Here is a 22,413-nt window from a genome sequence, read left to right as displayed (position 1 = left end):
GCTTACTCCGTGGTCTGTGTGCGACATGCGGCGTCGCGGAAGGCCGTGACGTTGCCGTTGTTGTATCGGGCAACGATGTTGCGGAACAGGTGCTGGTCGATCGATGAGAAGTAGCGTACCGACTGCTTCTCGCTCGGCTTCGCGACTTCGGCGTATTCGTCCATGCTCAGGCGGTCCGGCGAAGCCTTGACCTTCCGCACCCATGCGTCGAAGTCGGTGGGGCTCGTCGCAAGCGTGCGGAATTTCATGTCGGCGAATCCCTTGCCGCTGAAGTTGGCGGACATGCCTTCGAAATTTCCCGGTGCATCCGCGATCAGGTGCAGACGGGTCTGCATGCCGACCATTGCATACACCTGGGTGCCGAGTTGCGGGATGAAGAATGAGTTCATCACCGAGTCCGACGTGATCCGGAAATTCACCGGCGTATCGACTGGCACGGCGAGCTGGTTCACCGACGCAATGCCGAGGTCCGGGTAGATGAAGAGCCACTTCCAGTCGAGCGCGACCACCTCGACATCGATCGGCTTCACGCTCGACTGCAGCGGCCGGTACGGGTCAAGCTCATGCGTGGTGCGCCACGTCAGGATACCGAGGTACAGGATGATCAGGGTGGGGATCGTCCAGACGGCGATCTCGATCGCCGTCGAGTGCGCCCATTTGGGTGCATAGACCGCGTGACGGTTCGACGCACGGTAGCGCCACGCGAAGAACAACGTCAGCAGGATCACCGGGATCACGACGATCAGCATCGCCCACGTGGCGGTGGCGATCAGCGACTTCTCGGCCGCGCCCACGCTCCCTTTTGGATCAAGCACAGTCAGATCACATCCCGATAGACAGGCGCTCAATGTTGTGACGATGGCTATCGACCGTTTCCTTAAGGCTTTTCTGTCTATCATGGTAGTTAATCTGGGTTGTGGCAGCTTTGACCTGAAGCTCGCTTGACGCATGCGGCATCACACTCGCAGCGTCATGGTCCAACAACCTGCCAGCTTTGTGATTGATGCCGATCAAGGATGAACAAAGCGGCGGGGTGCGGTGCACTGACGCAGTGCGCGGGCTAAATCAGGCGATTGCCCATGTCTTCATGGCTGAACTGAAGCAGAGCTAGGCTGCGAGGGATGGCCTCGATCTGGCAATCGAGGGTCGCAACGGGGCACGTGGCGCGGAACGAAGGACAGACTTTACGGCGTCCGTGTGAACAGCAGGGCTGTTAACTGTTCGAAAGTTGTGTTAAGGAAGGTCTTATGTGGACGCCTCCCGGATTGCAAACAGTTTTGCGATGTTGACTGGCAGGTTTAGGCAGCACGCTTATGTCCGGCCCGTTTGCGCAGGCCGGTATCTGCCTGCTGGCCCTAATGGAATTCGCTGGCGAGGTCCTCATCTGCACATCGAACGCAATGGTTCATCTTCCTTATCGGGTTTTCCTCGCCCCGGTCCAACCTGTTAGCCATCATGCAGCACTTGCTTGCGCTCCTTGAGAAAGTCGTGAATGTTGCAAATCGTTGCCTCTAGGCGGTAGCGCGCGGAGATGCTTGGTATTTGTCCGGCCGCGCGAGTACCGCCCAGATTGTTCTTGCCAACTTGTTGGCAACAGCGGCAACCGCTACGTTAAATGGTCTGCGTTTGAGCAAACCGTCTACCCAAGGCGATCGCTTGCCTTGAATGATCACCGAGCGGGCACCGTGCATCAACAGCGTGCGTAAATATGTATCGCCCCGCTTGCTCAGACCCATCTGCCGGACTCGGCCACCTGTGCCAGACTGACGCGGCACAAGCCCTAGCCATGCGGCGAACTCGCGCCCCGATTTGAACGTACGCACGTCGCCTATAGCTGCGACGGTCGCTGTTGCAGTCAGAAGTCCAACACCAGGAATATCGGCGACCTTCTGACAGTCCGGGTTGTGGCGAAATAGGTTTGCAAGGCGCCGCTCTAGAACGGCCATTTCTCGATCAGTATCCTGAGCACGAGCCCATTGTTCCCGCAGGCTGTCGATGAGCATGGCTGGCAGACGTTCGGCGGCACGTGTAAGAGCAGCTGGGAATGCTTTGCTGAAGGCGCGATAGCTTTCGGGTAAAACCTCTCCGAATTCGTACAACAAGCCCCGCAGCGCATTAGTTTGCATGATGCGGAACTTCATCAATTGAGCTCGCACCCGATGTATCGCCAGAACTGTTTGCTGAGCTTCGCTTTTGACAGCAACGAATCGCGCCTCTGGCTGTTGGGCAGCGGTGCATATTGCCCGCGCGTCGGCTGCGTCCGTTTTGTTCCGTAGTACAAAGGGCCGCACCGAACGGGCAGATATTAGCTTCGCTTCATGCCCCAGGGCTTGCAGTCGTCGCGCCCAGTCGTGGGCGCTTCCGCAGGCTTCCATCACGACAATCGAAGGTGCCCGCTTCGCGAAGAACTCGAGCACTTGCGCGCGCTTGAGTTTGAATCGCTCAACTTGTCCGCTTTGCGGATCAAGCGCGTGAAGTTGAAATACTTGCTTGGCGATGTCCATCCCGATGATCGTGAGTTTCATTTCAGATTCTCCGTAAAGAATGGTTGACGAGCATTCTCACTTTCGCACATTCGGGCGAACCCACGCTCGACGTCTTGCATTCGCTACGTCATCTTCCCGGCGGCCCGTTACCGGGGGGAGGCGTCCATACCATCTGCACAACCCGCTTTTGAAGCGTTATCTTTCACATCCTGCGCGGCCTCGGCGTTCAGATTTTTGTCGGCGAGTTGATTGCCGGAGTTTTTTCCGCGCACCGGAGCGCTCCAACCAGATATATGGCCTTCATCGGCCCGGTGTTTCAAGCTTTGCGCAAAGCTCTACGTGCCATCCATAGATTGCCCAAAGCAAACAGCGTGGTGATCTGGGCGGTGTTCTTCATCAAACCACGATAGCGGGTCTTCATGTAACCGAACTGCCGTTTGAGGATGCGAAACGGGTGTTCGACCTTGGCCCGGATACCCGCCTTCAGGCGTTCGATCTGATCGTATATCGCGTCCAGCGAATCACTCAGATCCAGTTTCCTTCGCTTTGCCGGTCGCATTGCAACATGCCAACGAACCGCGTCAGCCTCACATCGCTTTTCGATACCCAGATATCCGGCGTCCGCGTACACATCCGTTTCTTCACCATGCAGCAACGCCTGGGCTACCGTGATGTCGTGAACATTGGCCGCCGTTCCAATGACCGTATGGACAAGGCCCGAGTCGGCGTCCACGCCGATATGCATTTTCATCCCGAAGTACCAGTTACCACCTTTCTGCGTCGATTGCATTTCAGGATCGCGCGTGCCGGAGCCATTCTTTGTCGAACTGGGCGCGGCAATCAGGGTGGCGTCGACTGCCGAACCAGCCTTGAGCATCAGGCCTTTCTCCGTCAGGATTTCATTGACCAGCGTGAGCATCTGCACCGCCAGTCCGTGCGTTTCCAGCAGATGGCGGAACCGAAGAATCGTGCTTTCATCCGGCAAGCGAACCATCCCGCCGTCGAGACCCGCGAACTCGCGATACAGCGGCACGTCATAGAGTGCCTCTTCCATAGCAGGGTCTGACAAACCGAACCATTGCTGCATGAAATGAATCTGCAGCATCGTCGCAATCGGGAACGGCGGCCGACCGGTTTTGCCCGTGGGATAGTGCGGCTCGATCAGCGCAATCAGCTTCAACCAAGGCACAACGCGTCGCATCTCATCGAGAAATTCCCGCTTGCGCGTGCGCTTCGTTGACAGATCCAGACCAAGACCAAGTTGCGTCATCACACTGCTCCTCACCCAATTAGCTCTGTTTCCAGGATAGCTCAGCAGCAACACAATGCCAGGACTTCTGCAGACCTTCCTTAACGTAATTTTTTGAGTTGTCCATGGTGAAATGAGATGCTGCTTGGAGGATTATTTTCGGAATTGGTCGACCAACGCAGAGCGAGAGGCAAGCGTTATCAGCAGGAGCCACTGCTGTGCGCATTATTGCTGGCCGTGTTGTCAGGCGCGACATCATTGAGAAAAATGGAGCTTTTCATCGAAGAGCGACTGGGGCAACTCAATGCCTTGTTTGGTACGTCATGGAAGAAAGCGCCCACATGGGTTGGAATTCGCCGGTTTCTGCTGAAGCTCGATGCGACGAAAGTTGAAGAGGTCGTTCGCCGACATGCCGAAAAGCAAGTGTCGACGCAGCCAGGAATACAGTTCATTGCGCTCGATGGCAAAGCGCTGCGAGGAAGTGCGTCGCGTGTGATGGACCTACGAGCACGGCAGTTGGTGTCGGCTTTTACGCAGGATGACCTGATTATCCTGGGGCATCTTGAAGTCGCTGACAAATCCAACGAGATTCCGGCCGTGCAGTCGCTGATTGAGTCTCTGGGGCTATCAGGACGCGTGTTCACACTTGATGCCATGCATTGCCAAAAAAAACGCTTGCAGTAGCCCGTTCAGGTGGCGCCGACGTGCTGGTGCAGGTAAAGGAAAACCAGCCTGAGCTGCTCGCCATGTGCCAGATGTTGGCTCAATATCAGAACCCTTGCCAACAGCACGTCGATTACGACAAGGGGCACGGGCGCATAGAGACGCGCATGATCGATACTTTCATCCCGCCCAATGCGTGGCTGCCGGAAGGCTGGCAACCGCTGGTTCAAGCGGTGGTGAAAGTGGTCCGCGTGATTGAGCACAAACGCAAGGAGATGGCACAGACCAGTGAAGAGACAGCATGGTGGGTTAGCACGGTTGCCTTATCCGCTGAGCAGTTTCAAGGCGCAATTCGCGGCCATTGGTCCGTCGAAAACCAGAACCATCATGTACGTGATGTCGTGATGTTCGAAGACGCCTGCCGCATTCGGGCGCAGCCAGGCATCCTCGCGCGACTGCGTTCAATCGCACTCAACTGCATGCGCGCCAGCGATGAACCGTGTATCTCACGAGCCATCTACAGAAATACTCTCAACTTCAATCACGCGGTCTCTGTTGCACACGGGAGAACTTAACAGCCCTGGTGTGAACAGGGGAACACCTTGCTGACGGTGCGGTTTGCGGGTAATGCAACGCTCGCAGCATTCTCGATGCGCGGGACAATCTGATCCGGATCAGCGAATACGCACCCTGGCGTTGCTATTTCGGAGTTCGACGAACACGCCCCGTCGCGTTGTTTGCGCCAGCCACCGCCGTCGTGCCGCTAGATCAGTTTTGACCAGGACGCGCTCGAGGGTCGCTCCAGACAACCGTCGAACACCATGGCCACTGCGCGCACGAAGAACCGGCCTTTTGGGGCAATCGAGATGCCGTTTCCATCGATGCTCACCAGTCCCGCCTCCCGGTATGGTTCCAGGGCAGTAAGCTCACTTGAGAAATAGCGGACGAAGTCGATCTGATGCGCTAGCGAGATCGCCGCGAAATTCAGCGGCACGCTGCACATGAGCGTCATGATCACCTCCCGACGCAACGCATCGTCAGGCGATAGGGCAATTCCGCGTTCGACCGGCAGCCGGCTGGGTACCGGTCAATGCGGGTGAAGGCCAATAGTCCGGCCTCAAGGCTCCCGCTATCTCGACATTCCGACGCGTGACCCGATGTCGCATCTTGACTTCGGGCTCGGGACCGGTTGATCCTGCGCAAGGGCCACCCTGATTTGCGCGTCGACAATTCCCCGCATACGTCAACAAGGGCAAAGCGATGAAGCACATGATTAACGCCGTGATGATCGTGGCAAGCCTGTGCGCTACCGGTTTGTTCGAAGTACGGGCATACGCGAATGACGTAAGCGCGAACGGAAGCACGATGGCAGGCGCGGTGCCGGCGGACGGGACCCACGCCGGTGACTTACTCGTGCGTTTGCGTGCCATCTCGATCGAGCCGGAAGTACACGCGAGCGGCACGTTGTCGTCGCTCGGCATGGGTGTCAATAACGCACTCGTGCCGGAGTTGAACCTGATCTATATGATCCGCGATGCGAACGGCGTCGAGCTGATTCTCGGTACCTCGCGGCAACACGTGACGTCTGGTCTTTGCGATCTGGGTGGCGTGAACGTGCTACCACCGACACTGCTGCAATATCACCTCAACCATGCTGGCATGATCCGACCGTATGTCGGCGCGGGGGTCAACTACACGTACTTCTACAACGACGGCCTGAGCGCGAGCCCAGAAGGCACCCGAGGTGTCACGCAGCAGCTTCGGTCCGGCGGTGCATGCTGGCGCCGACGTGCAGATCACGAAGACCGTCTTTCTCAACGCGGATATCAAGAAGATCTGAATGCACACGGATGCCTCGGTCGGCGGCAGTTCGTTGGGCCGACTGGACATCGACCCGCTAGTACTGGGGCCAGGCGTTGGGATGAAGTTCTAGCGAGCGCAGTGAGTGTTCCGTTCCGTTGTTAAGTGCGCACGCTGCTCGGACTGGGCGCCGATCCGGCTGTGCATTACCAAGACGACTTCACTGCCATCGACATGGCGGCCAGCCTCGACTGCCTGCAACTGCTGCGTCAAACCTGAGAACCCCGGCAATGGGCCCACATCACCATCTACAAAAACCCGGCTGCTCCGGCAATGCGCGCCAGAAAGCCCTGCTGCGCATGGCCGGCCACACGCTCGACGTGTGCAACCTACTGAGCTGGCCTTGGACCGCCGCACGCTGCAGGGCCTTCATGGCGCCGCGGCCGATCAGCGAGTGGTTCAAACGCGCGGCACCGCGTATCAAGTCGAGCGAAGTGGTGCCGGAAACGATCGACGCCAATGTAGCGCTGACGCTGTTGCTGGCCGAGCCGCTGCTGTTCCGCCGGTCGCTGATGCAATGCGACGAGCGCCGCATGGTCGGCTCCAATGCGGCCCTGGTGTACACTTGGATCGGGCTCGGCGCGCACGCACCGGCCCCGGACATGCTGCTCGAAGACTGCGCCGCAATGACAGACCACAGCTCGCACCAACGCGCGATCCGCTGCGCCCCATCCACCTGAAACGGAGATCGGATCACCATGCCCCTGTACGACTACCGCTGCGCGGCCTGCGGCCACGCATTCGAAACGCTGGTGCGCGCCGGCCACACGCCCGTCTGCCCGCAATGCGGCGGCACCGCGCTGGACAAGCAGGTCAGCGCGCCGGCCTCGCCCGGCAAGAGCCGCGCGATCATCTCCTTCGCGCGGCGTCAGGCGGCCCGCGAAGGGCACCTCAGCAACTATTCGCCGGCCGAGCGCTGCAAGCTGCTGCGCTAAGCCGAACGGGGAATCGCGCTGTCGATGCATGTGAACTTCGAGGGGCGCCTACCCGATGGCACTCAGACTCACCGTCGTCATGTGGCCGGCACGCTGGAACAGGCCACCGCCGACTGCCTGCCGGAACGCGCGAAGGGCATCTGCCGTATCTCGACGCTACCCGGATCCACGCCTTCGGTCAGGATCATCGCGGCCGTGCCGGCCTGCTCGATGATCGCCAGCCGCGCGCTGGTTTCGATAGCGGCGCTGCGGGTCGTGCCGGCACCGCCGCAGGATCGATGTCCGGACAGGCATGCATGAGACGCGAGTTCAATTCGAGCGCGATCGCACGTAGCAGCGCCGCGTCCGGCTGGTGCTCGTCAGGGAAGTTCTGACAACGCGCACGACGTGTTGTTGAACGCCAGCTCCGCGCTCAGCAGGGTCGGTGTGGCCGCGAGCGCGTCAGCAAGCAGCGCGGGCAGCGGCGGATCGAACCTGACATGCTCCGCCCCCAGCCGCTGCAGCAACGCGAGTACCGCCCGGCGGCCACGCAGCACGCGTGTCGCAGCGCTACTTCGTGTTTGCAGTTCAAGCCAGGCGCCGCGGTCACGCAGCATCAGCAACGCGCTGCTGGTCCGCACGCAGGCTGCCGCAGCGCAGCACGACCAGACGCGCCGTCCCGCCTGCGATGCGGCGCGCCCCGGCATGCGTCTCAAGCGGCCCCTCGCGCCGCTGCGGTTCGCGGTTCGGGTCGGTGAGCCAAAGTGCATCGCCGGGGTCGTGCTGCCGCACGCTCGGCATACCCAGTTCGAGTTCGTCGAGCAGCGCGCCGATGCGCGGCTCGGCATCAGGCCAGAACCAGGCCGGACCTAGACCCAGCGTCTGACCGGTGGCTTAGCAATGTTGCGTCAGCACGGCCGCCCACGCGCTCGCGCGCTTCGATGACAACGACGGAAACGTCCTGAGCGTGCAGTGCGCGCGCCAGCGCGACGCCGCATAGACCCGCGCCGACGATGGCCACGTCGACCACCAGCGATTCGACCGCGGTCATCTCGCCGCTCAGACGAAGTCAGCAGTTCGATGGTCACCGGCTCTTCGGCCAGCACGACTTGACAGGCGAGGCGCGACTTGGAGCCGATGCCGACGAGCGTATCGAGCTTGTCGTTTTCGAGCCGCTGGATCTTCGGCAGGCTCTTGCGCCCTTCCTGTACGAACAGGCGGCACGATCCGCAGTCGGCCTTGCCGTTGCACTTGTGCTCGATGCTCTCGCCTGCGGCGAGCAGTGCCTGCAGCAGGGTCGCGCCGACGGCAACGTCGTAGGTCTTGCCCGAAGGCAGTACGGTCAATGTGGTCATGATGGCGATCTTGATAGAAGGCTACGGATAAAGAACGCTGGCTAGCGGCCACGCTTCACGCGGCCAGTGTGGGTTGCAAGGCATCCACCAACGCTTCGGCGAACCCGCCCAGCGGCATCGCGATGCACGTGATGCCCTGCTCTTCGAGAAAGCGCGCCTCCATACGCGTCGGTTCGTCGGGCAGCACGGCCCAGTGCATGTCGGAGGAGCGCTTCATGATCTGGCGCGCGAAGCTGCGTGTGAGCTGGTCGTCAAAACGGCAGCCCAGAAACAAAAAACTTCGACCGCGGCGCCACGCCTGCACGGCGGGCGGAATGGGCGTCTGGATATCGATCTCGGTCATGACTTCGACGAAGTCGCTGTCAGAGACCAGGTAGTTAGAGGCCGGCGCATGGCCGCCAATCGGCTTGTAGAGCAGCGCGCCCGAGGCCGGCACGGCATCCAGCAACGCGCCGTCTGCGCTATAGGCCGCGAACCAATGGCCGAAATGCTCGGCCTGCGACAGCCCCTGCAACTGCGCCCAGCCGCCCTGCGGCCGCGCCTGCGCCAGCGCGCAGGCGAAGGTGTCGTCGTACCAGCTGTCGACAACCAGCCCGGCGCCCATCGCCGCCAGCGCGCAATGCAGTGCCGACGGCGTCGACGTCATGGCGAAGGCCTCATTCATGACGCTCACCAGCGACTTGCGATGCTTGAAGTTTTCGATGAACTGCGCCGCCTGGGTCAGCCGGGTGCGGATCTTGTACAGCACGCTGACCTTGGCCGTGATGATTTCGGCGAGCGCGAGCGGCGTGGCAGGGGCGGCCGTATCGGGGCACAGCGCGAGCAGCGCCGGTCCCAGGTACGGAATGACGCCGCCCGCACACAGGCGTTCGGCGATGGTCTGGACTGAAACGGTCATGGAGTGCGGCTCACAGATAAATGGCAGCGCCGGCGCCCACGTTGGTCGCGGTGTCTTTCAGCGTCTTGACGATGTACTTGACCTGGTCGGTGTCGAGTAGCGTGTGCAGCGGCAGCGCCAGCGCGCGATCGCCGATGCGCTCGGTGTCGGGCAACAGGCCGCTCTTGCGGCCGATCGCATCGCCCGCGTTCAAGTAGTGGAACTGCTGATGCAGCGGATGGCTGTAGGCCACCGTCTCAATGCCGCAAGATTTCATGTCGTCGATCATCTGGGCGCGCGCGCTCTGCGTAAAACGTTTGCCCAAATGCACAACATAGAGCATCCTGTGCACTTCTTCGACGTCCTCTGCCAGGTAGGCCGGCTTGATCCCTTCGAAGCTTTGCATCTCTTCGTGATACCAGGTCTCGACCTGCTTTCGCTGCGCGAGGCGCGTGTCGAGTTCGGCCAGTTGCGCGAGACCGAGCGCGGCGGTCAGATCACTGATGCCCGCCTGCAGCGGCACCCACGAGCCGACCGAGACGGACGCGCGGTCCGTGACGCGCCGCTCGCGCAGATAGCGCAGTTCATGAACGAGTTCGTCATCGTCGGTGACGAGCATGCCGCCCGCTCCTGTGCACAGCGCGGACGGGCTGGAGAAGTCGAACACTGATACGTCGCCGAAACAGCCGACGTTGCGGCCCCGGTAGCGCGAGCCCAACGCCTCGGTACTGTCTTCGATCAGCCGCAAGCGCTGCGCGTCGGCCAGTTCGCGCAGCAGCGCCCACGCGGCCGGGTGGCCGTTGGTATTGCCGGCGAGGATCGCGCGCGTGCGAGGGCCGATCTTCTGCGCGGCTTTTTCGGCGCTCAGACAACCGCTCCAGTAGTCGATGTCGGCGAACACCGGCATGGCTCCCGCCAGCGTGATCGCCTGCGCCACCTGATGCCAGGTGTGCGACGCGCAGACCACCTCGTCTCCCGGGCCGATCCCCATCGCGCGCAACGCAATCCAGGTCGCGAGCGTGCCGCTCGCGACCGCGACCGCATACTCCCGGCCAACCCAGCCCGCAAACGCGCGCTCGAACGAATCAAGCATCGGCCCGTCGCTCCAACGCGAAGATTGCAGCACAGCGTTGACGAAATCGATCTCGCGCGCCGCGCAAGCCGGTTCGCTCAGCGCGATCTCATCGATTTCCATGCGCCCCGTCCTCGGTCAGGATCAACGCATCGGCCTCTTCAGGCCGCTGCGTGATGGACCTGCAATGCCCGCCCGACATCGCGAAATAGATACTGCGCACACCGAACCGAAGCGCTGCTATATCGTCGCGCATCACCGCTGCGCTGACATGCATTGTGAGCACCTCGGGATAACGTTCGTGCCATTGCGTGGCGGCGTCGCGTAGCGTCGGTGCCGTGCGGAGCAGGTCCGCCGCGAAGTCCAATTGCTCGGCGTTCAGGGTCATCTCACTCCTCCACGCCCGCAATGCGCCGCGCTTCGACCGTGATGGGCAGCGGCGTATCGTCGGCCATCGCGGGCAATTCGAGTTGCCAGCCGTTCGCGAGCGTGACGAGACCGCCCCACATCCCGGGCTGCGCCATCGCGACAATGGGCTCCTCCAGGTCCTTCTTTGGCACGTAGGCGCTCAGCGCGCCCTTGCTGTCCTTGCGGATCATGACTTTCATGGTTTCGGACTCCGGAGATTGATGACAGGTTCAAACCACGTTCAAGCGGGATGCGCTGCTTCCTCCAGCAGTGGACGAAGCAACGGCGGCAGATAGGCGAGCACGTACTCAATGTCCTGCGCCGTAGTGGTTTCGCGAGCGACAGACGCACCGCCGCCAGCGTCTCATCGCGCGGCACATCCATCGCGGCAAGCACGTGCGACGGCTCGCTGCCGCCAGACGAGCATGCCGAGCCTGACGACGCGGCAACGCCCGGCAGCTCGATGCGCTGCAACACGACCTCGGCAGGAACCTCGCCGAAACGCAGGTAGCTGGTGCCGGGCAGACGCGATGCCTGCGCCGAAAACACGTGGACGGCCGGCAGTGCGCACCGCAGCCCCTGCTCCAGTGCGTCACGCAGCGCGGCCACGCGCGCCGCTTCGCTCGCTACGTCGCTGATACGCTCGAGCGCCGCTGCAAAGCCGGCGATGGCCGGCAGGTTCTCGGTGCCGCCGCGTCGATGCCGTTCCTGGCTGCCCTGCACCTGCGGCACCAGCGTCACGCCGTGGCGCACGAGGAGCGTACCGATGCCCTTCGGCCCGCGCAGCTTGTGCGCCGACAGCGACACCGCATCGACCCCGCTCTGCGCGAAATGGAACGGCAGCCTGCCGGTGAACTGCGTCGCATCGACATGGAGGCGCGCGCCGGCCGAATGCACGAGATCGCGTACTTCGGCGACCGGCATCAATACGCCCGTCTCGTTGTTGGCCGCCATCAGCGATTCCACCCCGACGTCAGGTCCAATCAGCGCGGCGACACTGTCGAGGTCCAGCGTCCCGTCGGGCCGCACGGCGATGTAGTCGACCGCAACGCCGCGTGCAGCCAGCGCTCGCGCCAGCTTCAGGTGCGCTGCATGTTCGATCGCGCTGAATACGCCACAGTGCCGCCCCCCGGCGGCGCCGCGTGCAGCCAGCACACGGCCAGGTGATTGGCTTCGGTGGCGCCGCTGGTGAAGATCAACTCTGCGGGCTTGCAACCGAGCGCTCGCGCGATCGTCGCGCGGGCCGCAGCGAGCGCGCCCTTCGCCTGCTGCCCGACGGCATGCTGCGACGACGCGTTGCCCCACGCATCCGTCAGGATGGACAGCATCGCCTGCGCCACGGCGGAGGCTGGCGGCATGGTCGCGTTGTGGTCGAGATAGATCATCGCCGGGCTCCGTTAGTTTGCTTCACGGCCAGAACACGCATTCGCGATCGATGCACAGCGTGTCCAGCAGCTCGGCCAGACCGGTGCTCTCATGCTGGGGCATCCATCGGTGCGACGCATGATCGCGCGCGCTCAGGTGCCACATACCGTCTTCATCGCGCGTGAGCCAGGCTATGTCGATCAGCCCGCCATTCGCGTCGACATTGCGGGAGCAGCACGGGCTCTCGACACTGAACCCCTGCCCATCGCGCAGCACGCGCGGCAGCACATAGTGGTAGCGGGTACGCTCGCGCAACGCTTGCTCGATCTGGCGCTGGGTCAGGTCGAACGGGCGGCTCGCGCGCAAACCGTCGCGCGGCGCCGCCGCTTCTGGCGCACTCGCCTGAACCGTCATGACATGGCTCCTTCTTCAGGTAGCAGGCCGGCGGGCGCGGGCGCAATTTCATTCCCCGTGCATCCGACGACACAGTTGCCGAAATCCACCAGATAGACCGGCTCGCCGCTCTCAACCACCTGGCCGACGTTGACGATTTCGCCGACCGTACCCGCCTCGGCCAGACAATCGTCCTGGCCGCGCTCCGGAAAGCTGCCGTCGTTGCACAGGTCATCCAGCGCGATCACGCGCATGCCCCACTGATAAGCAGGCTGAACCGGTTCGGTACTCATGCTGACGGCTCCTGCGGTTGCGACGTTTCGGGCTGGACCCGCGTGCCGATCTTGTGCAGCGCTTCGGCCCGCTCGCCCAAGCCTTGCAGCACGTCGTCCGGCAGGTTGTCGAGCGTACATAGCTCTTTCGCGCGCATGCCGACACGGTGGCCGCTCTCGACGAAATCCACCGCGTAGATATAGAACTGCTGAAGGAAGGTGTCGATGCTGGTGACGTAGCCGATCTCGCCCTTGTTCACCAGCACTTCGCCGATGTCCTTGCCGTTGTACGTACCGTCGTTGCGGATAACCGAGCGTGCGATCACGCGCTCGCCGTAGTTGAAGCGCGGGGGAAACGCGACCTCAATCAGGTCGTCGTCGCGGTTGATGTCAGCCATGCTTCGCTCCTGCTGATCGTTGCGTTTGTCCGGTGGTCATCAGGTTCGCGACCTCGCCCGACTGCCGGCGCCGCCGCGCGAGCGCGCGCACCTCTTCGTCCGCGTCATCCACCAGCGACGCCACGATTTCGCCAGCGGCGCGCCGCGCGACTTCCCAGCGCACTCGCCAATCGGGATCGAACGCGAGGCGCGATAGCATCGTCGCGGGCAGACGCTCAGCGACGATGCGGCGTACCTCGGCCTCGCTGTCGTCGGCAATACGCAGCAGCGCGGGCATCTCAAGACGCTCGGCCAGTCGCATCCGGACTACGCGATCAGGGTCGCCGATCATCTGCGGCAGCAGCGCGAGCGGCAGACGCTGCGCCACCCACTCGCGCACGCCGTAGTCGGAATCGCCCCGCATGCCGACCAATGCAGCAGGCGCCACGCGAATCCGCACCTCGCGATGCGGATCGTGGATCAGGCGCGCCAGTTGCGCCTGCGGCAATCGCAACGCGAGCGGCAGCCGGACCATCTCGTCCGGATCGCCGAGCAATGCAGGCAGACAAAACACATCGGCGTGACTCGCGGCGATTGCGCGCACCTCGAAGTACGGATGCGCAAGCTGCTCGTTGGCCAGTTCAGGATACCAGTGAAAGAAGCACTCGATGCGGCGCGCGTACGCATCCTGCATGCACGCGTGACCTGGCCCGCAACCGTGCTCCGCCGGCAACTCGCGGAACCGCACGTAGCCGCAGCCGGTGCAGTCGAGCGGGCCGCCCTGCCAGTGGCGCGGTACAATGTCGCCGCCTGGTACGCGCACGTTCTGTACGCTCATGGTTGCGTCCCCGTCCAGCCGCGCGTCGGATACGCACTCAGCGCATCCATTGCATTGTCGGACCCGGCGCCGGTCTCATGACGATCCAAGACATGCGAAAGCAGCGCGCCTCCCACCCGGTCTTCGGGATCGAGCCGGCGCAATTCGCGCAGTAGCATGCGCGCTTCTTCAAAGTCGCCGAGACGCATGTTGAGGTACACGAGGCCCTTCAGTGTGAACAGATAAAAACGCGCGGCCGCGTCATAACGCGTGATCACGTTCGCGGCCGCAAGCGGTTCCTCGCCGAAATCTAAGCCCAGCGCGGTGCGGGCGACCGCCAGCGCGTCTTCGCCGATCGCACGCGCCTGCGCCAATTGATGGCCGTAGAAGTAAAAGCGGTACAGCGCGATCAACGGCACCGGATGGCGCGGCGCGGCGGCGCGGGCGCGTTGCAACAGCGTGAGCGCCTCATCGGGGCGCTCACGCAACCGACCCGCCTCGGCGATCAATGCATTGACGCCTGGCGGCAAGCCGCCGCCAATCGCGCTCTGCGCAAACGCGGTCATTGCGTCGTCGAGGGCGCGGTCGCCGGACTCCATCGCCATCGCTCCTCTTCAGGAAATCTGACGCGGCAGCGGCGGCCGTCCGCGGCCAATCGCGCTGACATCGATGGTCGCCACGCCTGGCGGCGCCGAATCCGCACTGCTGCTGCAACCACAAGCGGCCTGGTTCGGATTGAAGAAGATCAAGCCGGACTGGGTTGGCGTGTCGGCGAAATCTATCGTTATGCCTTCGAGCATCAGCCGGCTCCCAGCCGGCAGGAATACGCGCAGGCCGTTGATGTCGAGTTCCTGTTCGCCTGGTTGTAGCGCCGGCTCGGCGGTGAATTCCGCGGTATAGCCGGAACAGCCGCCGGCGCTCACCACCAGACGAAAGCCGGCGCCAGCCGGCAGGCCCGAAAAGCCCACGATACGACGCATGAACTTCTCGGCGGCGCTCGTAACAGTTACGTTGGACAGCATGATGCGTAGTCTCCTGTTGGATGAATGGCCGGCCCGGCCACGAGCCAGACTCAAACCTGAACGATGCAGCCGTCCACGGGACACACCGCGACGCACTGCGGGTCGTCGAAGTGGCCTTCGCATTCGGTGCATTTCTTGGGGTCGATCGCGAACACGCCGCCTTTCTCGCTGATCGCGACATTAGGGCATTCCGGTTCGCAGGCCGAGCATCCCGTACAGGTGGACGCAATAATCTTCAGAGGCATGGAGGCTCTCCTGTTGTCCTGTCTGGAAGGGTGTGGGGTATCACGCCGCTGAGGCTGACGAGGTGTAAGCGCCCTGGCGGATTGAAGCATCGCCGCGGTCCCGGTGCACGATGGCGCCGCTGGCGATGCGACTGCGGTAGTCGTCGAACCAAGCAAGCAGCGCTTTTTCGATGAATTCGCCGACGTACTGATCGACCGGCTCGATGCCCGCTTGCGCCAGTTCGTCTTTCGGACAGGCGCCGATCTTCGCGACCAGCACCGCGTGGCAGTCGTGGAGCGCGCGCACGACCGACGGTAGTTGCTCGTCGTCGCCGTAGCCGCCCCGGCAATACAGGTCCACCCGGCGATGGCCGCCGAACAGCGCTTCGGCTGCCGAGACCTCGAAGATCTGAAACTCCGCGACGTGGCCGAAGTGCTCGTTGACCCGGCCGCCGCCCTTCGTTGCGACCGCGACCAGCACCTTCATGTCGTCGGCGACGTCGATCTCGCGAGAGACAGCCAGCGCTTCTTGCTTCGCGTCGTGCTGCGCCTGACGCTCGGCTTCGACGCGCTGCTGGTATTCACGGCGGCGGTCGAGATCGTAGACCACTTCCATCTGCTCGATCTTGTCGAGCGTGAATTCCTCGCTGCGGTCCTCGCCGAGCAGGCCAACCGCATCCGCGCGGCACTGGCGGCAATGACGCATCAGGTTGGCGCCGCCCATGCAGGCGTCCTGCACGGCCTTGAGTTCCTGCGCAGTCGGCCCGCGCTGGCCGCTCAGGCCAAAGTGAGTGCCGTGCTCGGGCTCCGAGATCAGCGGCATGATGTTATGCAGGAACGCGCCGCGTTTCTTCACCTCGCGGTTGACCTCGATCAGGTGCTCGTCGTTGATGCCGGGAATCAGCACCGAGTTGATCTTGGTCAGCACGCCGCGTGCGGTGAGCATCTCGAGACCCTTCATCTGCTGGTCATAAAGGATGCGGGCTGCTTCGTAACCGGTCACGCGCTTGTGCTCCCAGAAAATCCACGGATAGATTTTCTCGCCCACCGCCGGGTCGACCATGTTGATGGTAATTGTCACGTGGTCGATGTTGTACTTGCAGATTTCGTCCACGAGGTCGGGCAACGCCAAGCCATTGGTCGACAGGCACAGCTTGATGTCCGGCGCCTGTTCCTGCAGCATCCGGACCGTCTCGAAGGTCTTCTTCGGGCTCGCCAGCGAATCACCAGGACCGGCAATGCCAAGCACCGTCATCTGCGGAATTTCGCTTGCGATGGCCACGACCTTCTTCACTGCCTGTTGCGGCGTTAGCTTCTGAGAGACCACGCCGGGACGCGACTCGTTCGAGCAGTCGTATTTGCGGTTGCAGTAGTTGCACTGGACGTTGCAAGCCGGCGCCACCGCCACATGCATGCGCGCATAGTGATGATGGGCTTCTTCCAAGTAGCACGGGTGATTCTTGACCTTCTCCCAGATGTCCGGCGGCAAGTCGTCGAGACTGCCCGACGCGCCGCAGCTGGCCTTACCCTCGCCACCGTGCGTGCCGCAGCCGCCACCGGTGGACGGGTCTTCGATCTTCACGCCGAGAGGTTTAATCTGCCCGATGCCGATATAAGCCGCTGCGGGCAAGTCGCTCGCTTTTGAACTCGCTTGCATGGATATCTCCTCGCAACCGACGGCGGCCGCGCGCAAGCCATAAAGCCAGATCCATGCCACTCGACAAGAAAGCCAAGGATCAATGTGTTAGGGGATATTTCGCAGTTCTGTATGATCCCGGCGCGCGACGTATCCCTCCAATTTCGTTGCGTCGTGTCGGTGTTGCGACAAATCTCACACGACCTGGAACGCATGTGCCGAACCAGCGAGATGGACCCGCACAAGCTGGGTAGGCGAAGCATTCTTTATCCTGGTCAGAACCGGTGAACCTCAATAGAGGATGTATGCAGCGCATAGCCTATCTGCCGGGGCGTGATCCCCAGGAGGCGCGCCGCCTTCGCCTGAACCGAGCCGCTGCGTTCCGTCGACCAGATCAATCGTTCGCGTTCATCCTCCGGCTTCCCCGGCTTGCGATGTCGCGAACGTTCGGTCGTCCGCCGCCGGATCCAGATCCGTGGCAGCCTCAGTGGCCGGGGTGCCCACCAGACAGCCGGTGCCGACGCCATATCCGGATCATGATGCCCGTACGGCGGCTGCGACGACGGCACTTCAGCGATCGGCATTTCGCCCAGAGGCGCGGGGCGAACCGCATCCTCGCGCTCGATATAGTGCAGCACCTCCGTCAGACAATGGTCCTCCTGCCACAGGAACTTGAAACGGTCGATCACGAGGTCACGCGTCACGGTCGCCTTGCGTTCAACACAGTTCTCCAGTTCACGAACTTTGCCTGGCCAGTAGCATCTCATGAGCACCCGCATCGCTTCCGCGTCGAAGCGAATGGACTGCGCGTTTTCACGGTTGAAACGGGCAAGAAGCTGTGCCTTGGCCGGAATATCTTCTCGCCGCTCACGCAGGGGCGGCAACTCGATACTGACCACGTTGATACGGTAGTAGAGATCCGAGCGCAACTGGCCGCCCGTCGCCATCCGTTCAAGTTTGCGATTGGTCGCGAGAATCAGACGCACATCCACCTTCACCGGCGTCATGCCGCCGACACGCTCGAACTCGCGCTCCTGCAGCACGCGCAACAGCTACGCCGGAAACGACGGCGCGATATCGCCGATCTCGTCAAGGCACAGCGTACCGCCGCCAGTTCGAAGCGGCCCTTACTTGTGGCCCCTGCGCGCCGGTGAAGGCGCCTTTCCCGTCGCCGAACAGCTCGCTTTCCCGCAAGGACTCCATCAACGCCGCGCAATTGCCCGGACGAACGACTCGCCGCCACGCGGCGACAAGTCGTGGATCGCATGCGCGATGAATTCCTTGCCAGTGCCACTCTCGCCGTGCAGCAGCACGATGGTACGCGCGGGGGCGAGCTGTGAATCTGTGCGAACACTGCCTGGATCGCCGCCGAGACACCGACTACCTGGTCGATCTGTTAAGCGGGCTTGATCACCTTCCGCATGCGCCTGACGTCATCCTGCATGCTATCGTGCGCCGCGCATACGCTGCGCTGGAGCAGCAACGTCTACCCCCCTCAGGGTCGCGACAATCATCACCAGATGCAGGTCATCGACAAACAGCCGGCTTGCACCGGGGTTCACGCAATCGACAGCGAGCACGCCGAGAGTGCGCCGGTCGGTGTGGATCGGCGTCGCTAGCATGGCGGTGCACGCCCCCGGTATCTGGTCCGCACCACCCATGCGGACAGGAGCGACGGTTCATCATTCACGTTGGACACGATCACCCCGATGCCGCTCTTTCACGCGCGGCCGACGGTGCCTTCGCCGGGACGGAACTGAAGACGCTGCTGCTCGTCACGCGAAAGACCCTTAGCGCTCAGGCCGCCCAGTTGCCGGTCCGGTTCGGCCAGCACCACAAAGGCGCGCCGCCACTCCATGGTGCGCACAAGATAGTTCAGGGACTCGCGGAAGGCTTTTGCCACATCGAGCGACGAAACCAGCGTCTTGCTCGCCTCGTAGACACCGTCCAGCGCTTGCCGGGCAACGGCTGCCTGCATGTTCACATTAATTTCCTCTTCGTGCGCCGCGCGCTTTCGATGTACCAGCGCAAAGCGCAAGATCAACGCAAAGACACAGCGTTTAAGGTAAGCCCATTTCTACGCCTGATGATTGAGCCATCGCGCATGTCAATCCCGCGTGCGCAACGACAAATCCGACAAAAAGGACGACGAAAATCCGGGCTCGTCGCGCGCATCGACACAAAAACAACAGCGAAACAACGCCGGCCCGGCTGAAAGTGGCCACTAGAACGTGAAAATCCACTGGCATGGAAGTTGCAATGAAGGTCGCACTACCCCCGCTTTCAGGAGCCTGCAATGTCGGATTTCCAACGCGTCAGTACCGGCCTTCATCCACGCGGCGCCGACCCCGTGTATCGGGATCATGCCACCACCACTGCGGTCGATCCGCGCGTGATCAGACGCATGCTGCCTTACCTGATCGAGATGTACGGCAATCCTGCCAGCCGTTCGCATGCCTATGGCTGGGTCGCCGAAGAAGCGGTTGAACTGGCCCTCGAACAGGCCAGTTCGCTCGTGAACGCGGACCCGCGCGCGATTGTCTGGACCTCCGAAGCGACGGAATCGAACAACCTCGCGATCAAGGGTGCCGCGCACTTTCATCGCGCCAAAGGCAATCCCCTGGTGACGCTCACGACCGAGCACCAGTCGGTGCTTGGCGCGATGCCCGAACTTGATCGCGAAGGCTTCGAGATCACAGTGTTGCCGGTGCAGGAAAGCGGCCACGTGGACATCGCTGCAAACGGCGCGCTCTGCCGCGCCCGGGGCATCCTGCTGCACGTGGATGCCGCGCAGCCCGCCGGCAAGTGCCGGTCGATCTGATGTCTTTCCCGGCTCACAAGATCTACGGCCCCAACAGCATCGGCGCGCTATATGCGGGGCTCCGGCCGCGCATGCGGATCGTCTGCCAAATGCACAGCGGCGTCCACGAGCGCGGCATGCGCTCCGGGACGTTGTGCACGCATCAGTTCGTCGAGGAACTGGCATCGCCGCCGATCGCGATCCACTGCTCGATTCTCGCCGAGGACGCGATCAAGGCGGCCGTGTCCGACTTTCGCTCGCGCCAGACGCTTCGAGGCGCAGTAGCCAACGACCTGCAACTCGCCGAACAACCGACCTGCTCATCCAACCCGAAGTGAGTCCATTCAAGCCTGAGAGGAACCTCCATGGAAACGCTCGCCCAACCGGCTTCCGCCACACCTGGCGTCATGCCGGGCCTGCTCGAATTCACGTCTCAGGCCGCTGCGAAAGTGGCCTCGCTGATCGAGGAAGAAGGCAATCCCAACCTGAAGCTGCGGTTGTACGTGTCCGGCGGCGGCTGCTCGGGCTTCCAGTACGGCTTCGCGTTCGACGACCAGGTGGTGGACGACGACATGCAGACCGTCACGGACGGCGTCACGCTGCTGGTCGATTCGATGAGCCAGCAATACCTGTTGGGCGCGCGCGTCGACTACGAAGACGGCCTGGAAGGTTCGCGCTTCGTCATTCACAACCCCAATGCGCAGAGCAACTGTGGCTGCGGCAGTTCGTTTTCCGTGTAAGACAATCATGACAATCTCACTGACTGGCGCCTCCTGACAACGAGGAGAACAACCAGTTCGACAATGCATGGGGTCTTGACGTGCAATCGCGTCTCGCGTGCTGCGTGAAGCCGCGCGACGCCGACCTGACGATCGAACTGCCATGACATACGCGCGACCTCGCGCGTGAGCACTGAGGGCCAGCGTCCTTAGCGCTGTGTGGCCTCTTCAAGCACCATGGCGGTCATTGCCGCGAGCGCATAGCCGCGCATTGCCGCGAGCGCATAGCCGCGCTGATAGCCGCCGCCTCTGTTCATTTTCCGGCATCGTCGTTCCTATGGATAGCCAATCTCTACAGCGTTTGCATCGCACCGATGGCGTCCGCACATCCTGGCTGACCCCGCACACCGCGTCGTGCATCGCTTTTTGCAGCGCCGTCTCCCTCGCTACACCTGGCTGTTCGAAACAGGACATTCGCGACAGGTCTTCGTTGGGACCTCTTCATCACAGCGCCAGCGAACGCCGGGAAGCCCCGCAGCAAGCGGCTATTCGCAGTAACCGTGCATGGCACAGTACTTGCGGAGGGTTTGATCAAATGCCTAAAGGACCACTTCCCGTGTCGAATCCGATCATCAACGACACCACACTGCGCGACGGCGAACAGACCGCTGGCGTCGCATTCACGGTTGCCGAAAAATGCGCGATTGCCGAGGCGCTGTCAAGCGCCGGGGTACCCGAACTGGAAATCGGTATCCCCGCAATGGGTGCCGAGGAAATCGATTGCATCCGGACCATCGTCGCGCTGAATCTCGACGCCGATCTGATGGTCTGGGGCCGTCTCACCGACGCGGACCTGGCGTCGGCCTTGTGCTGCAATCCCGACATCATTCACCTGTCGATTCCCGTCTCCGATATCCACCTCCAACACAAGTTGCGCCAGCCGCGCTCATGGGTGCTCGCGCAGGTGAATCGCGTGATCAGCGCCGCCGTCAAAAGCGGCCGCAAGGTTTCGCTGGGCGCGGAGGATGCCTCGCGCGCGGATCCCGCGTTCCTCGACGACGTGGCGCGGCACGCGCAACAGTGCGGTGCGCAACGCATCCGCTTTGCGGACACGCTCGGCGTCCTCGATCCTTTTTCGACCTATGAAGCGATTGCGCGATTGCACGACGCGGTCGATCTGGAAATCGAAATCCACGCGCACAACGACCTCGGGCTCGCGACCGCGAACACCCTTGCGGCACTGCGCGCCGGCGCAACCCATTCCAACACCGCCGTCAATGGTCTCGGCGAACGCGCCGGAAATGCCGCGCTGGAGGAGATCGTGATGGGCGTGCGCCACATCATGGGTCGCAACACCGGCGTCGACACGACCGCGCTATTGAGCATCTCTCGGCTTGTCGAACGGGCTTCAGGACGCCCGGTCGCGCTGAACAAAAGCATTGTCGGCGCCAGCGTATTCACGCACGAGTCCGGCATCCACACAGACGGGCTCGCGGAGAATGCATCGACCTACGAGAGCTTCGATCCCGCCGAACTCGGTCGCGAACGCTCGGTCGTGCTCGGCAAGCATTCGGGTTCGCAAAGCGTGCGCCAGGCTTATGACGCGCTCGGCCTGCCCGTCAGTGAAAAACTGCTCGTGCTGCTGCTGACCCGTATCCGCCACCATGCCACCCAGCACAAGCAAGCGCCCAGCGCCGCCGACCTGTATCGCTTCCTGATCGAGTTGCGCTACACCGGCGGAGAATTGTCATGACCGGCGCTGTGGCCCGCTTCACGAAGTGCGTCGCGCAACCGGATCAGTCGGGCACGACGCCGCCGTGCGCCATCAGCGACGCCTGCGACAAGTACTTCGCCGAGCCGACGTTCTGTCCGCACCTATCCTCATCCGCTTGCAAGGAGTAAAC

The 22,413-nt window shown here is 62.4% G+C and carries 27 protein-coding genes and 7 pseudogenes; 11 read left to right on the top strand and 23 right to left on the bottom strand.

Annotated elements, in window-relative coordinates; all coding sequences use genetic code 11:
• Positions 1-2: 2 nt before the first annotated feature.
• From cyoA to B0G74_RS05895, 3 genes are all read right to left on the bottom strand, one after another.
• Positions 3-899, bottom strand: a complete 897-nt coding sequence (gene cyoA, locus B0G74_RS05905) for a ubiquinol oxidase subunit II (protein WP_164862356.1) — start codon at positions 897-899, stop codon at positions 3-5.
• A gap of 612 nt (positions 900-1,511) precedes the next feature.
• Positions 1,512-2,525: an IS110 family transposase gene (locus B0G74_RS05900; protein WP_088177101.1), complete on the bottom strand. Its 1,014-nt coding sequence runs from the start codon at positions 2,523-2,525 to the stop codon at positions 1,512-1,514.
• Positions 2,526-2,802: 277 nt separating this feature from the next.
• Positions 2,803-3,756: an IS5 family transposase gene (locus B0G74_RS05895; protein ID WP_132376852.1), complete on the bottom strand. Its 954-nt coding sequence runs from the start codon at positions 3,754-3,756 to the stop codon at positions 2,803-2,805.
• Between the two features lie 117 nt (positions 3,757-3,873).
• On the opposite strand from B0G74_RS05895, the gene B0G74_RS05890 reads away from it, so the two are divergent.
• Entirely contained in the window at positions 3,874-4,419 is a 546-nt protein-coding gene (locus tag B0G74_RS05890; RefSeq protein WP_132374001.1) for an ISAs1 family transposase, read from the top strand.
• On the top strand, positions 4,395-4,973 hold the full coding sequence (locus B0G74_RS05885; protein WP_132374000.1) for an ISAs1 family transposase: 579 nt from the start codon (positions 4,395-4,397) through the stop codon (positions 4,971-4,973). Before B0G74_RS05890 ends, B0G74_RS05885 begins: the two co-directional genes overlap by 25 nt.
• A 188-nt stretch (positions 4,974-5,161) precedes the next feature.
• On the opposite strand, the pseudogene B0G74_RS05880 reads toward B0G74_RS05885, so the two are convergent.
• Positions 5,162-5,473: pseudogene (locus tag B0G74_RS05880) on the bottom strand (oxygen-independent coproporphyrinogen III oxidase); the annotation flags it as partial.
• Positions 5,474-5,763: 290 nt separating this feature from the next.
• Here B0G74_RS05880 and B0G74_RS05875 point away from each other — a divergent pair.
• The 4 genes and pseudogenes from B0G74_RS05875 to B0G74_RS05860 all read left to right on the top strand — a co-directional run bounded on the left by B0G74_RS05875 (position 5,764) and on the right by B0G74_RS05860 (position 7,493).
• Positions 5,764-6,331: pseudogene (locus B0G74_RS05875) on the top strand (OmpW family outer membrane protein).
• A gap of 157 nt (positions 6,332-6,488) precedes the next feature.
• Entirely contained in the window at positions 6,489-6,938 is a 450-nt protein-coding gene (locus B0G74_RS05870) for a hypothetical protein (protein WP_116140829.1), read from the top strand.
• An 18-nt stretch (positions 6,939-6,956) separates the two neighbouring features.
• A complete protein-coding gene (locus B0G74_RS05865; protein WP_105512117.1) occupies positions 6,957-7,193 on the top strand; it encodes a zinc ribbon domain-containing protein in 237 nt (78 codons plus the stop codon).
• A gap of 24 nt (positions 7,194-7,217) precedes the next feature.
• Positions 7,218-7,493: a hypothetical protein gene (locus B0G74_RS05860; protein ID WP_132373999.1), complete on the top strand. Its 276-nt coding sequence runs from the start codon at positions 7,218-7,220 to the stop codon at positions 7,491-7,493.
• Positions 7,494-7,552: 59 nt separating this feature from the next.
• On the opposite strand, the gene B0G74_RS05855 is transcribed toward B0G74_RS05860, so the two are convergent.
• The 19 genes and pseudogenes from B0G74_RS05855 to B0G74_RS05770 all read right to left on the bottom strand — a co-directional run bounded on the left by B0G74_RS05855 (position 7,553) and on the right by B0G74_RS05770 (position 18,968).
• The gene (locus tag B0G74_RS05855) at positions 7,553-7,795 is read right to left on the bottom strand and encodes a hypothetical protein (protein ID WP_128592674.1); all 243 of its coding nucleotides are present in this window, start codon (positions 7,793-7,795) and stop codon (positions 7,553-7,555) included.
• A complete protein-coding gene (locus B0G74_RS05850) occupies positions 7,779-7,973 on the bottom strand; it encodes a hypothetical protein (protein WP_132373998.1) in 195 nt (64 codons plus the stop codon). The genes B0G74_RS05855 and B0G74_RS05850 overlap by 17 nt, the downstream gene beginning before the upstream one ends.
• Before the next feature lie 46 nt (positions 7,974-8,019).
• The gene (locus B0G74_RS46500) at positions 8,020-8,223 is read right to left on the bottom strand and encodes an FAD-dependent oxidoreductase (RefSeq protein WP_116117460.1); all 204 of its coding nucleotides are present in this window, start codon (positions 8,221-8,223) and stop codon (positions 8,020-8,022) included.
• A 16-nt stretch (positions 8,224-8,239) separates the two neighbouring features.
• Positions 8,240-8,527: pseudogene (locus tag B0G74_RS05840) on the bottom strand (2Fe-2S iron-sulfur cluster-binding protein); the annotation flags it as partial.
• 55 nt (positions 8,528-8,582) lie between these two features.
• The gene (locus tag B0G74_RS05835) at positions 8,583-9,425 is read right to left on the bottom strand and encodes an SIR2 family protein (protein WP_121311318.1); all 843 of its coding nucleotides are present in this window, start codon (positions 9,423-9,425) and stop codon (positions 8,583-8,585) included.
• Positions 9,426-9,435: 10 nt separating this feature from the next.
• On the bottom strand, positions 9,436-10,599 hold the full coding sequence (locus B0G74_RS05830; protein ID WP_116140819.1) for a DegT/DnrJ/EryC1/StrS family aminotransferase: 1,164 nt from the start codon (positions 10,597-10,599) through the stop codon (positions 9,436-9,438).
• On the bottom strand, positions 10,586-10,864 hold the full coding sequence (locus B0G74_RS05825) for a hypothetical protein (RefSeq protein ID WP_132373997.1): 279 nt from the start codon (positions 10,862-10,864) through the stop codon (positions 10,586-10,588). Before B0G74_RS05825 ends, B0G74_RS05830 begins: the two co-directional genes overlap by 14 nt.
• Before the next feature lies 1 nt (position 10,865).
• Positions 10,866-11,084 carry a putative nitrogen fixation protein NifT gene (gene nifT / locus B0G74_RS05820; protein WP_007177241.1) on the bottom strand — a complete coding sequence of 73 codons (219 nt, stop codon included), beginning with the start codon at positions 11,082-11,084 and terminating at the stop codon, positions 10,866-10,868.
• Positions 11,085-11,277: 193 nt separating this feature from the next.
• Positions 11,278-12,039 (bottom strand): annotated as a pseudogene (locus B0G74_RS05815) (aminotransferase class V-fold PLP-dependent enzyme); the annotation flags it as partial.
• A complete protein-coding gene (locus B0G74_RS47425; RefSeq protein ID WP_279388558.1) occupies positions 11,964-12,269 on the bottom strand; it encodes an aminotransferase class V-fold PLP-dependent enzyme in 306 nt (101 codons plus the stop codon). The gene B0G74_RS47425 and the pseudogene B0G74_RS05815, both read right to left, overlap by 76 nt.
• A gap of 22 nt (positions 12,270-12,291) precedes the next feature.
• On the bottom strand, positions 12,292-12,663 hold the full coding sequence (locus B0G74_RS05810) for a hypothetical protein (RefSeq protein ID WP_132373996.1): 372 nt from the start codon (positions 12,661-12,663) through the stop codon (positions 12,292-12,294).
• Positions 12,660-12,935 carry a nitrogen fixation protein NifZ gene (locus tag B0G74_RS05805; protein WP_132373995.1) on the bottom strand — a complete coding sequence of 92 codons (276 nt, stop codon included), beginning with the start codon at positions 12,933-12,935 and terminating at the stop codon, positions 12,660-12,662. Before B0G74_RS05805 ends, B0G74_RS05810 begins: the two co-directional genes overlap by 4 nt.
• Positions 12,932-13,312, bottom strand: coding sequence for a nitrogen fixation protein NifZ (locus B0G74_RS05800; protein WP_027193760.1), 381 nt, complete (start codon positions 13,310-13,312; stop codon positions 12,932-12,934). Before B0G74_RS05800 ends, B0G74_RS05805 begins: the two co-directional genes overlap by 4 nt.
• Positions 13,305-14,129: a 4Fe4S-binding leucine-rich repeat protein gene (locus B0G74_RS05795; protein ID WP_132373994.1), complete on the bottom strand. Its 825-nt coding sequence runs from the start codon at positions 14,127-14,129 to the stop codon at positions 13,305-13,307. Before B0G74_RS05795 ends, B0G74_RS05800 begins: the two co-directional genes overlap by 8 nt.
• Positions 14,126-14,707, bottom strand: coding sequence for a hypothetical protein (locus B0G74_RS05790; protein WP_132373993.1), 582 nt, complete (start codon positions 14,705-14,707; stop codon positions 14,126-14,128). The genes B0G74_RS05795 and B0G74_RS05790 overlap by 4 nt, the downstream gene beginning before the upstream one ends.
• Before the next feature lie 15 nt (positions 14,708-14,722).
• A complete protein-coding gene (locus B0G74_RS05785) occupies positions 14,723-15,130 on the bottom strand; it encodes an iron-sulfur cluster assembly accessory protein (RefSeq protein WP_132373992.1) in 408 nt (135 codons plus the stop codon).
• Positions 15,131-15,180: 50 nt separating this feature from the next.
• On the bottom strand, positions 15,181-15,375 hold the full coding sequence (locus B0G74_RS05780; protein ID WP_026226294.1) for a 4Fe-4S binding protein: 195 nt from the start codon (positions 15,373-15,375) through the stop codon (positions 15,181-15,183).
• A 40-nt stretch (positions 15,376-15,415) separates the two neighbouring features.
• Positions 15,416-17,011 (bottom strand): nitrogenase cofactor biosynthesis protein NifB, encoded by a 1,596-nt coding sequence (gene nifB, locus B0G74_RS05775; RefSeq protein WP_132373991.1) that lies wholly within the window; start codon positions 17,009-17,011, stop codon positions 15,416-15,418.
• A gap of 254 nt (positions 17,012-17,265) precedes the next feature.
• Positions 17,266-18,968, bottom strand: a pseudogene (locus B0G74_RS05770) (sigma 54-interacting transcriptional regulator).
• Between the two features lie 318 nt (positions 18,969-19,286).
• Here B0G74_RS05770 and B0G74_RS05765 point away from each other — a divergent pair.
• The 5 genes and pseudogenes from B0G74_RS05765 to B0G74_RS45665 form a co-directional block, all read left to right on the top strand.
• Positions 19,287-19,963, top strand: a pseudogene (locus tag B0G74_RS05765) (aminotransferase class V-fold PLP-dependent enzyme); the annotation flags it as partial.
• 192 nt (positions 19,964-20,155) lie between these two features.
• On the top strand, positions 20,156-20,530 hold the full coding sequence (gene erpA / locus B0G74_RS05755) for an iron-sulfur cluster insertion protein ErpA (RefSeq protein WP_132373990.1): 375 nt from the start codon (positions 20,156-20,158) through the stop codon (positions 20,528-20,530).
• A 23-nt stretch (positions 20,531-20,553) separates the two neighbouring features.
• Positions 20,554-20,676, top strand: a pseudogene (locus B0G74_RS46495) (2Fe-2S ferredoxin); the annotation flags it as partial.
• 449 nt (positions 20,677-21,125) lie between these two features.
• Complete coding sequence (gene nifV / locus B0G74_RS05745; protein WP_132373989.1) at positions 21,126-22,262, top strand: homocitrate synthase; 1,137 nt, start codon at positions 21,126-21,128, stop codon at positions 22,260-22,262.
• Positions 22,259-22,411, top strand: coding sequence for a hypothetical protein (locus tag B0G74_RS45665; protein ID WP_165923817.1), 153 nt, complete (start codon positions 22,259-22,261; stop codon positions 22,409-22,411). Before nifV ends, B0G74_RS45665 begins: the two co-directional genes overlap by 4 nt.
• The last annotated feature ends 2 nt before the right edge of the window (positions 22,412-22,413 follow it).

This window comes from Paraburkholderia sp. BL9I2N2 (genome assembly GCF_004339745.1).
Taxonomy (GTDB): Bacteria; Pseudomonadota; Gammaproteobacteria; order Burkholderiales; family Burkholderiaceae; genus Paraburkholderia.
This window is presented reverse-complemented; position numbering and strand designations above follow the sequence as displayed.